This is a genomic window from Parapedobacter sp. (genome assembly GCF_035556095.1).
In the GTDB taxonomy this organism is placed as follows: domain Bacteria; phylum Bacteroidota; class Bacteroidia; order Sphingobacteriales; family Sphingobacteriaceae; genus Parapedobacter.
Genome location: NZ_DATMFT010000007.1, coordinates 118,441 through 134,911 on the forward strand (window position 1 = coordinate 118,441; position 16,471 = coordinate 134,911).

The following is a 16,471-nucleotide window of genomic DNA, read 5'->3' on the forward strand; positions in this document are numbered from 1 at the left end:
CACATAACCAGCGGGCCTCGGTGTTCCGTAGGGCGTTCCCATAGCAACACCGAGGCTCTGCATAGTTACTCAATAATAATCACTTCCAATTACCACCCTGGATTTTGCCAATCTTCACCCGTGAAAGAAGCCATTTTGGAAACTTCTGACTGACTGATCGGCTGCAACAGGTATTTGTCGGTATGGGTATTTCGATCCTGCAGCTTAATCCGGCTGTAAAGGAAATTATCACCGTCTCTCACAATACGCATACCGGTTACGAAATTATCGGTTTCGCTAAGAATTTTCCAGCGGCGCACGTCGAAGAACCGATGCTCCTCAAATGCAAGTTCGACCTGGCGTTCGTTGCGGTAACGCTCCTCGAATTCCGCCGCTGTCAATCCGGCAGGCAGTGCCGGCATGTTCGCCCGGGCCCTGATCAGGTTCACCGCATCACGAGCCGAAAGCGCTCCCGCACCGCTGGCTTTCGATTCAACAGCAGCGTCAGGCCCTACCGCGTGGTACGCCGCTTCGGCAAAGTTTAGGTACAGCTCGCCCAGCCGGAAAATTTTCATTAACCCGTCGGCGTCGACATTGACGTTCGACCGATAATTGTTGAATTTACGTAGGTAATAACCGGTACGTGTAAAACGCGTCTCGGTGATATTGCTTGAAATCCCGCTGTTGCCACCGACAAAAGTTTCTACCGCTTGGGAAGCTGGCGGCGGCGTGAAGCTCTCGATACGGAAGTTGCGTACCGTCAGCTCGTAACCGGGGTTACCGGTGGGATCGAACCGGAAAAAATGATTCGCGGGTTCCTGGCCACCATCGGCGTTCACTCCGAAACCAAAATTTGCAATGGCCGTTGAAAGATCAAACTCAAATCTCGTCCATTCGGAAGCCTCCTCGATGACGATGTTCTGTCCGGAGGAAACACCCCCCTGTGGCCCGCCGGCCACGCAGTAAAAGAACTCAGCGTCCGTAACGGTCTTATTGCTTTTGTACTCGAAAGAGACAACCCGCCGTTCACCCGCCGGAATGGCTTCGTTAAGCTTACTTGTCGTTATCCACGGGTCGCCACCGGTCGTCGTAATCGTAAACTCGTCGCCGTTCGAAGCCGTGGTAATGTTGTTCGCGGGATCAATAAAACTGAGCGGCAACAAATCCTTCTCTATATTCCCCGAAGTGAGGGACCGCGGAGAGTTGTTATAGTAAATCGACGCGTAAAAGCGCGGATCTCGACCTTCGTAAGGATTTGCGGGGTCGTAACCGGATGCTGCGTTAATAATAGGCTGGAGGTGCTGCGCATCGGAATAGCCGAGTATCGGCATCTGGCCGGTAGCTTGCATTCCGTAAGCATCCACCAGTTCCTGCGAAGGGCCAGCCCCAGCTTTTTCCGCACCTGCGGTAATCGGCGTCCCCGCCCACTTCCAGACGTTGGTACGTGCAGAGGTACTTTCAAAGATGGTCTCTTTATCTACCGAACGACTTGGGTCTGACCGGAGGACAAAGTAATAGGCGTAAGCATTTTGCGCAACATCCTCCGGCGGTGTAGTGTTGAACAATTGGAAGCCGTGTGCCAAACACTGGTCGAGCGCTTCCTTGGTGATTTCTGTAGCCACCTCCCAAGTATACTTACTACCTGGTGCGTACCACAGTGGGCTGGCGGCATACAATGCCGTTTGAGACTTCACGGCATAAGCAAAGGCGCGGGTGATGGTTCCCCGTTCGTTGTCGCTTATATCCCAACGGAAACCAACGGTCGGCTTGCCACTTTCGGGAATCGCCAATGCGGCATCGCAATCGGCCAAGATAAAATCCACGCATTCTTCAAACGTAGCACGCCGGTCTTGGGAGAAATCGTGTGTTACCTCATAAGGAGTACTAATCAGTGGAACTCCACCGAATCGCTTGATGAGCTGCAGATAGTAATATGCACGCATCACCAACACCTCACCAATCCATCCGTTCTTCTCATCTTCATCGATCACGGCCGTGGCCACATTCGGGTCATTAATGCTCGCCAGGAACGTATTACATTTCCGGATTCCCTGAAAATAATGGGCCCATGAGTAATCACCGGCAACCGGGTTGCTGGTGGGCGACGTCCTATTGTTATACCAATTATTTACGTTGCTACTTACTCCATCGCTGGCGTCGTGCGCCTCGTCGCTGAAAGAAGCCAATGGGGTCTGCCCATATGTAAAGCCAACCTGAGGCATGTAGGTTTTGACAGCGTTGAAGTAATTCCTCGTACGAAAATAGTCGCTGAACATATCTTCCAAGGTCATCCTTCCGTCCGACGGCAAATCGAGGTCTGCACACGACCCGAAACCGAAGATACCGATAACCAGGGCAACTGTTCTTAAAATTCTACTCTTCATGCTATATGATTTTTAGAAGTTTGCACTTAAACCAATATTGAATACGCGGTAGGGCTGGAATGTGCTCATACTTCCGATTTCCGGATCGACATATTTCGACTTCATGTTATCGATGGTAAATAGATTCTGCACATTCAAAGATACTCTTACCGCTTCCGACCGGATTTTCTGCGAGATATGTTGTGGAAGCGTATAAGCAACTTCCACATTGCGCAGCCGCAGGTATGAACGGCTACTTAAGAAGTAGTCATTCGCCCGATGATTCACCGATGGCGACAACGATAATGCCGGATAGCTAATGGTTTCTCCCGAGGCATACCGCTCAGGTGTCCACGCATTCAAGTGGATGTCGTTAAAGATTCCCCTTCCCAAGTTTTCGTAAGCTCCGGTACCCTCCAGGAATTGGGAAGTTTTACCAACGCCGTGCAAAAGGAAAGACATGTCCCAGTTCTTCCAGGTAAAACCACCTACCAGGCTATACTCCTGCTGAGGTAACCCAGCATATCCCATCGGGGCCAAATCTTCTTCATTGATTACGTCATCACCATTCAGGTCTTGATAGATGAAATCTCCCAAACGGGGTGACCCAAATGCATAGGTAAGTCCGGAATTGGCCAGTTCGTCTGCTGTATTGAACATGCCGTTACCGTTGCTGTAATCAATCCGGTAACCCCAGAGCTGCCCGAGGGAGAACCCTTGTGTGCGATACGGATAAGCAAAATCGTCACCGGCCGATGCTTCATTGATGTTGATTACCTTATTTTTTGCCTGCATGAAATTTGCTTGTGCAAATACCGAGAAGTCTTTGGTAAAATGTTTATCAAAGCCCAATGAAAGCTCAAAGCCTTTGTTCTCCATTACTCCGTCGTTCAACTTGGGGTAGTAGTTGAGCGGTATCCCTTGATATATCGGCAGGCTGGCACTACTGTTAATTAGCATGTTGTCCACCTTGTGGGTAAAGTAGTCCGCTTCCAAGGTAAACATATTCAACAAGCCGAGGTTGATACCTACGTTCAGCTTTTCAATCCGCTCCGCTTCCAATGCCGGGTTACCCCGCTCCAACTCAGACCCATTCGAACGGATATTGTCTAAATACAAAAATCGTGCACCACCCAGTTGGTCGCTTGCCGTAACACCATAGGACGCCCGGAGCTTAAGCAATGTCAACACGTCAGACTGAAGAAAGTCTTCCTTCGATGCAATCCATGCCCCTGAAATGGCCGGGGTGAGCGCATAGCGGTTGTCGGGATGGAATTGTTCCGAACCCGAGTATCCGAGGTCTGCTTTCAAGAAATAACGATCTTTGTATCCGTACAATGCCGAAAAGCCAAAGTTCTGTCTTTTATAGGGTAATACGGTGTTACTTGTTCCCGTGGCCTCTTTCTCCTGCTTTAAGTAGTAGGTATGCACAGACGCGTCGATGCTATGGTCGCCAAAACGCCGATTATAATCTATGCGGCCGAGCAGATTGAGGTAGTAGAAAAATACCGAGCTCTTTCCATACGCAAGCGGTGTGTTTTCAAACGTTTTGTACGTTGTGAAATTATCGAGTGTTGAAAAATCATTTCCCCGCAGCAAGCGCTGGTAACTTTGTGTTGTGGTTGTTTCGTTCCGCACATATGTTTGATAAGCCATACCACCACTTGCCGACAGCCCCTGGAGTAAAAAGCCCATGTCTAATTTCAAACCGGTTTGGGCGATTACATTGGTTTCCACCACGTTGTTGTATCCTGACCGATTTAATGTACCGTACACCGGATTGTCCAATCCATCCACAGTAACCACTTGGTTGCTCAATTCCGGGTCATTTTCAAAAATGGGCGACAGCGGACCGAACATTGTGGGCGGCTGGTTGAAAATCTGGCTATAGACGTTCCAACCCATGGTAGCACCAGCGAGCTTTTCCCGCTTAATGTTACCCGTCAGCCGCATATAACCCGATAGGTATTTATTGAATTTCACATCCATATTGGTGCGGAAGTTCCCCATATTCACCCGTGGTGTGGGATCGTATTTCCGATTGGGCTCGTCTGTGATGATGAAAGGCTCTTCCTGGTTCAGGAAACTTAAGTTAGAATAATACCTGAACCTGTCCGTTCCACCCGATACGTTTACACCCACGCGCTGCCGCATCACAAAATCCTTTACATAATCGTCAAACCAATTATTATTTGGATACCCGATATCGCTACCCGAACGGAACAGGTCGATTTCTTCTTGCGAGAATTGGGAATACGTACCCAATCCGTCCCGCTCGCCAGCCTCATTCCGCAATTCCGCGTATTGGGCCGAATTGACAAATAAAGGCCGCCGGGTCATCTGCTGGAAAGAGTAATCTGCATACCCCTCCACATTTAGTTTGCCAGTGAAACCACGTTTTGTGGTAATAACGATTACACCGGCCGCACCTTGAATGCCGTAAGCCGCAGTGGCAGACGCATCTTTCAATACAGACACACTTTCAATTTCCTTGGGGGAAATAAACTCCAGATACTGAGTAGGTGCAATCACCCCATCAATAATAATGAGTGGATCGTTGCCATTTACAGAGGAGTGCCCCCTGATTGCTTTGGACAAGTTTACGTAACCGAAAAAGGTCAGCTCAGCAATATTGGAAATCGTGGTTAACCCCGGCAAACGACCAGCATACGTCTCGGAAAGCACATTGGTCGGTGATTTATCCAGCACACTACCGGACACCGACGATACAGCGCCTGTAACTGACTCCTTTGTGTACGATTGGTAGCCAAAATTTATCGAACCGCCCATATTGTGGGGGTCGAAAGCCAGTGCAATTTCACGTCCGTCGGCGATTTGGCTAATGGGGATACGTACATTTTGATAACCTGCGGCAGACACCACCACATATTGGCTACTCTCATCGAACGTCATATTAAAGGTCCCGTCTTGTGCCGTAATCGATTGGTGGTTGCCATCATTGGTTACCACCGTTGCTCCTTGTACCGGTTGGTTATATGCGTTAACCACCCGGCTTTGCGCTTCGCTTACCTCCTGGGCATATAGCGATACAGACATCACCAAGCAGCTGACGCATAGCGCAATAAATTTTATATATTTCTCCATCTTAGTCATAAATCATGAAATTACCATCCTGGATTTTGCCATTTCTGACCCGTAACCGATTCGAGCGTAGACGCCTCGTTGAGTGGGATTGGCAATAGCAGGTCACGGTTTTGCCAGCCACCACGCGGGTTGTTTGAGATATTTCTACGGGTATAGGTAAAGCTACCATCACCATTTCTCGTAATAACCATAGCGGTAAGCCATTTGACAGTCTCGCTCAAGTCGCCATCGGGGCTTTCCCACCGGCGCATATCGAAATACCGTTGCTCTTCCCAAGCCAACTCCACACGGCGCTCATTGCGGATACGAAGAATGAGTTCATCCTGCGATAGGCTCGCTGAGAAGCCGGGCATACCTGAGCGACCGCGTACTTCATTTGCCGCAGTCCGAGCCTCATCCAAATGTCCCGCTTCAGCTGCCGCTTCTGCCAAGTCTAACAAGGTCTCACCAAGCCGATAATATTTCCAATTCGAGTTGTTGATCGCATTCGTCTGGCTCGCGCCGGGTGTAACCATTTTAGCATGGTAGTAACCGGTACGCGATGCCGAACGGTTGGTGATATCAAAACTCGGCTCATGAGCTCCGCCTACATACGTTTGTATTTCGACCGTTTGGTTATCAAACACGATGGTACTGCCATTACGTAGCACGGTCTGGTCCAGTCGAGGATCTCGATTTGCATAGGGGTTGTTCGGATCATAGACAGCGGCTGGATTATAGTTGGGTTGCAAATGCCGTTCATCCAAATAAGGTTTACTCAGGTTCAAGATCGGCTCGCCATCAATGGTTTCAAAGGCATCCACCAACTCTTGGGTTGGCGCCAACCCCGCCTTATAGGTATTGGGCATGTTACTGCCAATATAACCGATATGCCATACAAACACGCTGCCATCCCGAACTTGATAAATCGTTTCCCTATCGCGCGGCGTGGCTGAATAGTCGGCGTTCTGTGCAACCAACTGGCGTAGCGGAGCAGCGGGACCAGTACCGAATACCCCCGGTTGGGTGGTTTCGGTAAATAATTCATACCCGTTTGCCTTCAATTTAGATACGGCATCTTTGGCTACCTGATAGGCTTCCTCCCAGTGATCCTGCCCTTCGTTGTGGAGCGGGCTCGCGGCAAAAAGCATAGCCTTGGTCTTAAGCGCCAGTGCGAGTGCCTTGGTTACCCGCCCGGCATCATTAGCCTCAGTAATCCGCCACGGCAGGTTGGCTTCGGCGAGTGCAGCGTCGCAATCTGAAATGATAAATTTTGCGACATCATAGACCGACGAACGGGTAAGTGTTGAAAAATCAGCATCAAATGGAACAGTCGCATCCAAAATCGGTACCTTGCCAAACCATTTGACCAGCTCCATGTAAAAGAATGCCCGCAACAGGTGGGCTTCAGCCTTGAAGCGACCCCGATCGGCTTCGTTGTTGACGGCTGCGCCGTCGATTACTTCAATAAATTGAGAGCATAGCCGGATTTGTTGCCAAAAGCGGTCCCAATACTGTGCATTTCCGCCACCTTCATCAGGACTATTCCACATCACGTGGCCGCTCGCAGAATTATTATCCTGATACAAATTTCCAAGAAGCAACCCCTGCCCCTCGTCAGACGTCCATCCGTCATCGCTAGCACCGACAACGGCTGATTCAAACCAATAATAGGAATAACCCTTCTTGGGAATGTTTGTGTAACAGCGGTTCAGTAGGCCTTCAACCAACTCAGGGTCGGCCAGCACCTCATCTAACTGCATATTTCCATCAGGCGCCATGTCTAAGACATCGGTACAACTCGATGCAGACAGCATAAGTGGCAATATGATGGCTATTAAACGTTGTGTTTTCATTTCTTGCTATAGTTTAGTGGTTAAAAAGTGACGTTAACACCAAAGTTAATCATCATCGTCAATGGATACACCAGGGCATCAGTCTGCTCCGGATCGACCGTATCTATAGGCATTTTCTTGAATGTTAGGAGGTTATTGCCATTCGCGTACACCCTAACGTGCTGCATACGAATCGGGTCGAGCCACTTGGTCGGCAACGTGTAACCGATTTCAGCGTTCTTCAGACGGAAAAACGAGCGATCCATGATAAACACATTGTTTCGGACCTGGCTCACGCCTTTGCCCATCGCCAAAGCAGGGTAACGAATGGCCTCGCCGTTGGCATAGCGCTCGGGCGTCCATGCCTGCCGATGCCACCCACTGAAGAATCCAACCAAACCGACTTCCGTGACACCCCAGTCATTCCGGTAGTTGTGGCTCTGACCAACACCGGTGAACAGAAATGAAACGTCGAAGCTCTTATAGGTCACCGAACCCGCAAGGCCGTAAGTAACCCGGGGGATATTCGGGTATCCGATAGGCACCATATCGCGGTCATTCACGATACCGTCGCCGGTAACATCCACGTACATGAAGTCGCCCAGCCGGGGCGTACCGCCCATTTGGTAGTCGGGCAAATTAGCCAACTCTTCTGGGGTATTGATGTAACCGTTTCCATTGCTGTAATCGATTTTATAGCCAAATTGCTGACCGATGCTGAATCCGGTACTTCTAAGCCGATACGCATAATCGTCGGCATACTGGACTTCATCAGCGTACACCACAACGTTTTTGTTGTATGCGAAATTACCTTTTACGAGGAATGAAAGGTCCTGACTCACATTTTTCCGGTAGGTTAATTCCGATTCAAGACCTTTGTTATCCACTACGCCGATATTGACTTTCGGGATGTTGCCCAGCGGTACCCCCTGTAATGCGGGGATGGTATGCCGACTGATCAAGATTTTATCCCGATGCTCTTTAAATAAATCTACCGTCAGGGAAAGGCTATTGATGAATTCCATATCAAGCCCCAGGTTGGTCTTCCGCGATTTCTCCCATTGGATGAATTCGTTACCCATCCGGCCTTGTACGATGCTCTGCCCACGGCCCAGGGTTGGGAATATACCGCCCCCTATGTTGATAAAGCTCTGGTAAAGGAACCGGTCATTGCCCAGTTTATCGTTGCCTGTTATTCCGTGAGAGGCTCTGATTTTCAAGTTGGTCACCACTGGGTTTCCCGCCAGAAATGCTTCATTGCTGGCTACCCAACCTACCGAAAATGCAGGAAACGAGCCAAAGCGATTGTTCGGGGCAAACTGTTCCGATCCGTTATAGCCGAAATTGAATTCAGCCAAATAGCGATTGTCATAGTCGTAGGTGGCACGTGCCACTAAACCGACGATATTATAAGGCAATTGGGCAGCATACTCATCCCAGTTGTCGCGTTGCCCCAACAACATCCCGCCAACGTGATGGCGGCCGAACGAGCGGGTATAGTTCAACGAGGCTTGGTAATTGACATAATAACGGGTGTTCATTCCCTTCGTTAGCCGGATAGCACGATCAGCATTTGAAATGATAGAATTATATCCGCTGGTTTCATTCGCGCTACGCGCCACACTAAACGCGTAAGTGTCCATCGCACGTATTCCCTGAAGAATGGTACGGGCTTGGCTGTCGAAGGCAATCATTCCTTTCGCAGACAGCCCCTCGGTAATGAAGTCCAGCCCCCAATCCAACGTCAAAGACGAGTTGAGCATATTAGTGGTTTCTTGCCGATAACCACGGCGGTTGATTTCACCAAACGTATTCCGGTCTTGGCCCGATTGGGCAACCACCTCGTTTGCCGGCACACCGTAGCCTGGCATCGTTACCGGCCCCGGGTCTGTAGGTGGTGTACCCCACGTATAGGCAATCATGTTCTGCACCATTCCTTCTACACTTCCGCCAAACAGGTCCTCGGTTTGCGGCGTGTTCATTTTTTCCAAGTACGTCGCAATGTTGAGCGAGGCCTTTAGGTTCTTGGCGATGCTGTAATCGATGTTGCCACGGAAGTTATAACGATCCATGCTATAACTCGGATCGTAACCCAGAAAGCTTTCCGGTTCGGTCTTGAAGTTACCGCCTTGGCCGATATAGCCGGCATTCAGGAAGTAGGTAAACCGCTCGCCACCCCCATTAAAGTTGGCATTTGCCCGCGTTTGGGGCGCCCAATCACGGAAGTAGTCGTGAAACACATCGCGGTCGGGATAGAACACCCGGTCTTCGCCGCTTCTATACATATCGATCATATATTGCGTGAATGGCATCTGGTCTTCCGTGGCATCGGGGTTACTATTCAAGAAAGCCTGGTTACGCAACTCGGCAAATTCCCAGGAATGAAGGCGATCGGCCTTGACCAGAAATTTCTGCATACTTTGATCGAACGATACACTGAGTTCGGATTTACCCGGTTGGCCGCGGCGTGTCGTAATCAGAATGACACCGTTGGCACCGCGCACACCGAATACGGCCGTGGCCGAGGCGTCTTTCAAGATACTAACCGATTCCACTTCATTGGGATCCAGCTTGCTGATACCCGAGCGCGGCACCCCATCGATCAGGATGAGTGGCGACGCATCATTCAGTGTACCTACACCGCGAAGGTAAAGGTTCACCGCATCGGCTCCGGGTTGCCCTGACGATTGCAGCGCAGTCAAGCCGGGCAAGCGGCCTGCCAACGCAGCGGACAAATTGGCCGATGGGCTTTGTTTCAACTCTTTGGTATCTATTGTCGAAATAGCTGCTGTTACGGATACTTTCTTCTGCGTACCGTAACCCACCACCACAACTTCTTCCAGTCCAACGTTGTCTGGCACTAACTCCACAGTAACAGGCGAAGCGTTGCGAACGGGCAGCTCCTTGTCTACATAGCCCACCAGGCGGAATAGCAAGGTATCCCCCACATTTACGCCTGTCAGCATAAACGCACCTTCCGTATTGGTAGATGCAGCGACAGACCTGTTTTTAACACTGACAGTTACACCAGCAAGTGGCCCTTGCTCATCGCTCACCTTTCCATTTATACTCAGCCCTTGTTGCGCAGATAGCGCTACCGGTGCTAGTATAAAGGCAAAAGCCAGAACGGATAAGAGCCACGAATCTTTAAAATTTCGAAAGCGTTTCAACATAGTTCACATGAATTGGATAAGTAATTTAGTCATATTGGATGTTCAGTTACAGCAACTACCTACTGACCAAGCAGGCGGACGCCAGTTCAATTGCATCAAAGAGGTTTCGGTTGGTGATAGTTAAGTACCTCTAACAGTTAAGTATCCCTATGGTATACTGTGTACCCGTTTTCCCGTATGCCAGCATATCAACCTGTAAATAGTTAACCTTATAATTCCTTATTTAGGGGTATAACCTCAATTATTCCTACCACAAAGATACCAGCCGACATTTATGCGGCAACCCGCACCATACTGACGCAACCTGCACCATCCTGCATCAAAACACTAGCTCAGTACAATTACTTATCCGGTTAAGTGGTAAAAAATCAGTTACATTCTTAGTTTGGCGGCAGCGGCGTAAAAACGCAATTTTTATGCGGAAGCAGCATAGATTTAAAGAGGTCAAAAACGAGCGAAGGGTGCCTTACCGCGGCCCGCTTTTGCGGCCGGTAAGGCACCCTTCTATTTGTTGGTTTACGTTAATTAAGCCTTTGGCGCAGCATTCTGTGCCCTAGAGGCATCGAGCGCGATGGCCGACTTGTCGAACCGTATCTTCACGCCCCCACCGACATCCACCAAGAAAGTGGTTTCTGACACCTCAACGATACGCCCATGGATACCGGCCGATGTCACTACCCGATCGTTTTCTTTGAGTTCTTCGATATATTTCTTGTGGTCTTTGGCCTTTTTCATCTGCGGCCTGATCATAAAGAAATAAAAAACCACGATGATCAGGATCATTGGCAAGAACCCCATGATTCCGCCTGCTCCGCCGGAACCACCGGCTTGTAATAAAATTGTTGATGTAATCATTTGTCTATTGTTTGCTTTTGTTTTTCTGTTCTTTGCTTTGTGTTTTTTGCCTTTTGCCTACTGCTTTTTGCTTACGCCTTATTGCCAATCACCCATTATCAATTATCAACTGTCAACTGCTCACTTCTCCACCTCTCCCCGGAGGTGCAATTGGGTATGTTTACTTGCCGCGTTCGAAGTGACGGTTATCATTTTGTGTTGCTTACCCACTTGCCCGGCACTGTTGAAGACCACCTTTACCAAACCCTGTTCGCCGGGAGCAATCGGATTTTTGGAATATTCGGGGGTCGTACAACCGCATGATGCCTGCACGTTCGAGATAATCAACGGCGAGTTACCCGTATTGGTGAAATTGAATTCATGCGTCACTTTTTCACCTTCTTTTACCGTACCGAAATCATAGGCATCCTCGGCCACTTCCAGCACTGCCCCGCTCGAATCAGAACCGGGGATAATTGTTTGCCCTACGGGTTGCTTACCGACCTGTTCCATGGGTATATCGGCGGCCTCTGTTTCCTCACCTTGGTTTTTGCCGTTATTGCATGATGCGAGGAGCGCCATACTTACGAGACATAAAGGGATCCATTTCATGATGCTCAATTTTATAGTTGATGAATGCGTATACTCTTCTAGTTAACAGCGAATGGTACAACTTGTTCTTATTGCATAAGCCCTCTCCCCGACTTCCGTATCCGCCCCGCTACCTGCAATTCATTCAGTATCTTATCCAATACGCCATTGATGAATGTATTGCTTCGGGACGTACTGAATACTTTCGATATTTCAATGTATTCATTGATGGTTACTTTCACCGGGATGGTCGGGAAATTAAGTAACTCACAAATCGCCATGCGCATCAGCAGGTTGTCTAGCAGTGCAATCCGGTCGGACTCCCAATTTTTGGTTTTCGCAGCAATCAATTGCTGGTATTCGTCCGCGTAACGAATGGAATGGGTAAACAGATCGATGATGAATGGCCGATCGTCTTCCCAATTGGGTGTCAAGTCTGCCAATTCGTTTTGCCCCGGCACTTCGCTTGCGAAATTCTTGAGTGTTTTTGCAACCATTGCCTGCAGCACCTCTTTATCTACCTGCCAATTGATAAATTTTTCCTCAAAAACCTGTTCAATCGAAGGTGCTTTAAGGATAATTTTGCGGAAGATGTATTTGATAATTTCCTTCTCGGCCGTGAGCGACCGATCTTCCTGGTTCAGATAGGCAGCATATGCCTCCGTATCTTTCAGCTGGATAAACACCGAGCGCACAATCTCTGGGTCGAAGTTCCAAGACACCTTATAGCGTTTCACATGGTCTCTGTACTGGCTATTGTGCCTCAGGAGCTCAATGAACGTATTCGTATACAGTCGCATATTGGGTGATAGATCAGCCGCCGAGGGAAGGAACTTATTGGCGCGTTCGTCCGCGTCTATTCGCACATAGTCAGATACCTCATCCAAGAGGTTAAGTGCCCAAATATACATTTCATATACTTGGTCGACACTCTTTAGGAGCGCTTTCTCAAACGTGGTGACCCGCTTATCCTCCGATAGTTGGTACGCATACAGCGTCTGTAATACTTTAACCCGCAGGTGCCTTCTGTTTAACATATTGATGTAAAGAACGATTCGATAAAAAATACCGATATCTTGTTTTATTTTATCGCTTAATTTTACGCATATCAGCTATCCGTGCTTCGGCAAGCTGATTTGCGGCCTCATGCGGGGCTATGTTTTCATTCATCGATTTCCGCAACACGGAACGCGTGGTTTCGTAGATGGTTTCAGTGAGCGCGGCCGTACGCGAGGCGTTGTAACCGGCAATCTCCGAATAACAGCTGATCAATCCTCCCGCATTGATGAGGTAATCGGGTGCATAGAGAATATTTTTCTCCATCAGCAACTGGGCATCCTCCGCTTCGTTCCGCAGTTGGTTGTTTGCAGATCCCGCAATAATCTGGCACCTCATTTTGGCAATCGTTTCTTTATTGACCGTTCCGCCCAAAGCACAGGGTGCATATACATCCACATCCAATTCATAGATGTTATTGTTTGCCACTGGCACAGCCTTGTACTTATTTGCCACCTCCACCATACGCTCTTCCACGATGTCGCTCACATATACCTTGGCATTTTCCTCGCGCAGCAATGCAATTAACTGTTCACCTACATTCCCGGCACCCTGCACGGCGATGGTCCGGCCTGCCAGGCTGTCATTGCCATAACGCTCTTTCAGTGAAGCTTTTATACCGTAATATACACCCTTTGCAGTAAATGGTGCCGAATCGCCACTTCCTCCAAGTGATTTTGGTAAGCCCGCGACGCATTCGGTTTCCATCCGTATGAACTCCATATCCCTGGGGGTGGTACCAATATCGAGGGACGCAATGAAGGTGCCGCCCAGTTCTTCAACAAACTGTCCAAACCGCCGGAGCAATGCTTCGTTCTTCTGTGTGCGATGGTCTCCGATTATCGCAGCATTTCCGCCACCGAGGTTCACTCCAGCAACCGCCGCTTTGTAGGTCATTCCCCTCGACAGCCGCAACACGTCGTCGATGGCTTCGTCCGTATGCTGGTAAGGTAGCATTCTAACGCCCCCGATCGCCGGGCCGAGTGTCGTGTCGTGGATGGCAATAACTGCCTGCAGCCCTACGGCCTCATCATTGCAGAAAACAAGTTTCTGGTGGCCGAATTGTGCCATTAACTTAAAGGAAGAATTATCTCTGGTAGGTACGGACATAAAAACAACGATAAGCCGTGTTACGTAATCTGCAATATCGGGGCAAACTTAGCAAAAAAATTATGCATATAATCAACCCCGCGAAACATTTCGTATTTTTGTCAACTATTCAATATGAAAGATCTCGCACACCTCAATAAGTACTTTTACAAATACCGCTGGCGGATGATCCCCGGTGTCATCTTCGTTATCGTATCCAATTATTTCGGTGTATTGCCCGCGCAGGTAATCCGCATTGCCTTCGACTTGGTCAAGGAAAACATTAGTGTATACCGGCTCTTCGACGGGTTCGAGCGACAGCAGTTGGTCTATGAGATTTTCGGCTATTGCCTGCTGCTCTTCGGGGCGCTGGTGCTGCTCCTCGCGCTCATCCGCGGCATCTTCCTTTTCTTGATGCGCCAAACCATCATCCTTACGTCCAGGCACATCGAGTATGATCTCAAGAACGAGATATATAACCATTACCAACAGCTGGATATGGCTTTCTATCGTCGAAACAATACCGGCGATCTGATGAACCGCGTAACAGAAGACGTAAACCGGGTGCGCTCCTACCTTGGGCCAGCCATTATGTATTCCATCAACACCGTCGTGCTTTCCGTAATGGTAATCGCTGCTATGATCAGTGTGAACCCGACGCTTGCGCTGTATGCCCTATTGCCTATCCCCGTACTCTCAGCCATCCTGTTGGTAGTCAACAAAATCATCAACCGGCGTAGTGAGCGTATCCAACGGCAGCTATCTACGCTTTCATCGTTCGTGCAGGAAACCTTTTCGGGTATCCGGGTAATAAAGACCTACAACCGGGAAGCGGATAAGATGGAGCGTTTCACTGACGAGAGCAATACGTATCGGGATACCTCGTTGGCACTGGTGAAAACCGAAGCCATCTTTTTTCCACTCATCCTGCTGTTGATCGGGCTGAGTACCGTTATCACGGTTTATGTGGGTGGTCTAGAGGTGGCCAAAGGCACCATCACCGCGGGGAACATCGCCGAGTTTGTTATCTATGTAAATCAGCTGACCTTCCCGGCCATGGCGCTCGCGTGGGTAACGTCGCTCATCCAGCGGGCTGCGGCATCGCAGAAGCGCATCAATGAATTCCTCCGCACGCAGCCCGAAATCCAATCGGACGCAACCGGAACTTTCCATGCCGCCGGCCACATCCAATTCGAGCGGATCAGTTTCACGTATCCCGATACCGGCATCCAAGCACTCAACGATGTATCATTCGAAGTAAAACCGGGCGAAGTGCTTGCCATCATCGGCAAGACGGGGTCCGGCAAGTCCACGCTGGCCAACCTCCTCATGCGGATGTACGATGTGGAGGCAGGAGCGATCCGTGTAGACGGCCATGATATCCGGGATTTGCCCTTGCAAGCATATCGCAGCCAGATCGGCTTCGTACCACAGGATGTGTTCCTTTTTTCAGAAACCATTACCAATAACATTGCTTTTGGGCTCGATACCGCCGAGAGCGACGAGGTGAAAAGTGCCGCACGGCAAGCTGCGGTGTACCATAATATTGCGGCGTTCGAAAAGGGTTTCGAAACCACCATTGGCGAGCGGGGTATCACTCTTTCGGGCGGCCAGAAGCAACGGGTTTCCATCGCGCGCGCGCTCATCAAAAAGCCGCAGATACTGATCTTCGACGACTGCTTATCGGCGGTGGACACCAAAACTGAAGAAGAAATCCTCCGCAACCTCAGCGTGGCCATGGCTGGTAAAAGTACCATCTTCATTGCCCACCGTGTGTCTACCATCAAAAATGCCGACCATATCCTTGTTCTGGACCAAGGGCGGGTAATTGAACAGGGCGGCCATGAGGAATTACTGGCGATGGGCGGCAGCTACCACGAGCTATACGAAAAACAACTGCTGGAAGAAGCCGTATAAAAAAAACCACCAGCCGGCATTCGACTAGTGGTTTTCTTCAACCTATATCGATTAACTCTTAGGCTTCTTTACCGCCGTCAAGCTCGTCTTGCCATTTCTTCAGCTCGTCAAACTTACCATCGGCAGCGAGCTTCGCTTGCTCGGGCCACGTATCGGTTACAGCCGTATTGAATTGATCACCGGCTTCAGCTAACGTTGCCTTCAACTCCTCGGCCGATTTAGCGGCTACACTGGCAAAATCAGTTAAGCCAGCCGCAGTCAGTACCTCGGCAATTTTCGGACCAACGCCTTCGATAATCGTCAGGTCATCCCCTTTGGCTTTCGCTGCCTTCCTAGGTGCTGCTTTCTCCTTCTTTTCCGCTTCCTTGTTTTCTGCTGCAACAGGTGTTTCTTTCACTTCAGCATTTGCCGGCTTCGCCTTCTTGGCTACTGGCTTCGCTGGGGCGTTAGCTTTCGGTTTAGCTACGGCCACGGTTTCCTCCTCAAACGGCAATACCGAAACAAATGATTTGTTGTTGGCTTTCTTGCGGAATACAACCTTACCATCGAT

At 49.5% G+C, this 16,471-nt stretch carries 9 protein-coding genes and 1 pseudogene; 1 reads left to right on the forward strand and 9 read right to left on the reverse strand.

The genetic code is table 11. The annotated features are described in order from the left end of the window. Positions 1–89 precede the first annotated feature (89 nt). From VNQ80_RS04150 to VNQ80_RS04185, 8 genes are all read right to left on the reverse strand, one after another. Positions 90–2,363 carry a RagB/SusD family nutrient uptake outer membrane protein gene (locus VNQ80_RS04150; RefSeq protein ID WP_325636194.1) on the reverse strand — a complete coding sequence of 758 codons (2,274 nt, stop codon included), beginning with the start codon at positions 2,361–2,363 and terminating at the stop codon, positions 90–92. A gap of 12 nt (positions 2,364–2,375) precedes the next feature. Then, positions 2,376–5,447 (reverse strand): SusC/RagA family TonB-linked outer membrane protein, encoded by a 3,072-nt coding sequence (locus VNQ80_RS04155; protein WP_325636195.1) that lies wholly within the window; start codon positions 5,445–5,447, stop codon positions 2,376–2,378. Positions 5,448–5,467: 20 nt separating this feature from the next. Next, entirely contained in the window at positions 5,468–7,282 is a 1,815-nt protein-coding gene (locus VNQ80_RS04160) for a RagB/SusD family nutrient uptake outer membrane protein (RefSeq protein ID WP_325636196.1), read from the reverse strand. 20 nt (positions 7,283–7,302) lie between these two features. Beyond that, entirely contained in the window at positions 7,303–10,434 is a 3,132-nt protein-coding gene (locus VNQ80_RS04165; RefSeq protein WP_325636197.1) for a TonB-dependent receptor, read from the reverse strand. A gap of 525 nt (positions 10,435–10,959) precedes the next feature. Then, the gene (yajC, locus tag VNQ80_RS04170; RefSeq protein ID WP_325636202.1) at positions 10,960–11,286 is read right to left on the reverse strand and encodes a preprotein translocase subunit YajC; all 327 of its coding nucleotides are present in this window, start codon (positions 11,284–11,286) and stop codon (positions 10,960–10,962) included. Positions 11,287–11,409: 123 nt separating this feature from the next. Continuing rightward, complete coding sequence (locus tag VNQ80_RS04175) at positions 11,410–11,880, reverse strand: DUF1573 domain-containing protein (RefSeq protein WP_325636198.1); 471 nt, start codon at positions 11,878–11,880, stop codon at positions 11,410–11,412. Between the two features lie 68 nt (positions 11,881–11,948). After that, the gene (gene nusB / locus VNQ80_RS04180; RefSeq protein WP_325636199.1) at positions 11,949–12,896 is read right to left on the reverse strand and encodes a transcription antitermination factor NusB; all 948 of its coding nucleotides are present in this window, start codon (positions 12,894–12,896) and stop codon (positions 11,949–11,951) included. Positions 12,897–12,945: 49 nt separating this feature from the next. Continuing rightward, positions 12,946–14,025, reverse strand: coding sequence for a Glu/Leu/Phe/Val dehydrogenase (locus tag VNQ80_RS04185; protein WP_325636200.1), 1,080 nt, complete (start codon positions 14,023–14,025; stop codon positions 12,946–12,948). A 114-nt stretch (positions 14,026–14,139) separates the two neighbouring features. Here VNQ80_RS04185 and VNQ80_RS04190 point away from each other — a divergent pair, with 114 nt between their 5' ends. Then, positions 14,140–15,921 carry an ABC transporter ATP-binding protein gene (locus tag VNQ80_RS04190; protein WP_325636201.1) on the forward strand — a complete coding sequence of 594 codons (1,782 nt, stop codon included), beginning with the start codon at positions 14,140–14,142 and terminating at the stop codon, positions 15,919–15,921. Positions 15,922–15,979: 58 nt separating this feature from the next. Here the strand turns inward: VNQ80_RS04190 and VNQ80_RS04195 are convergent. After that, positions 15,980–16,471 (reverse strand): annotated as a pseudogene (locus VNQ80_RS04195) (hypothetical protein); the annotation flags it as partial.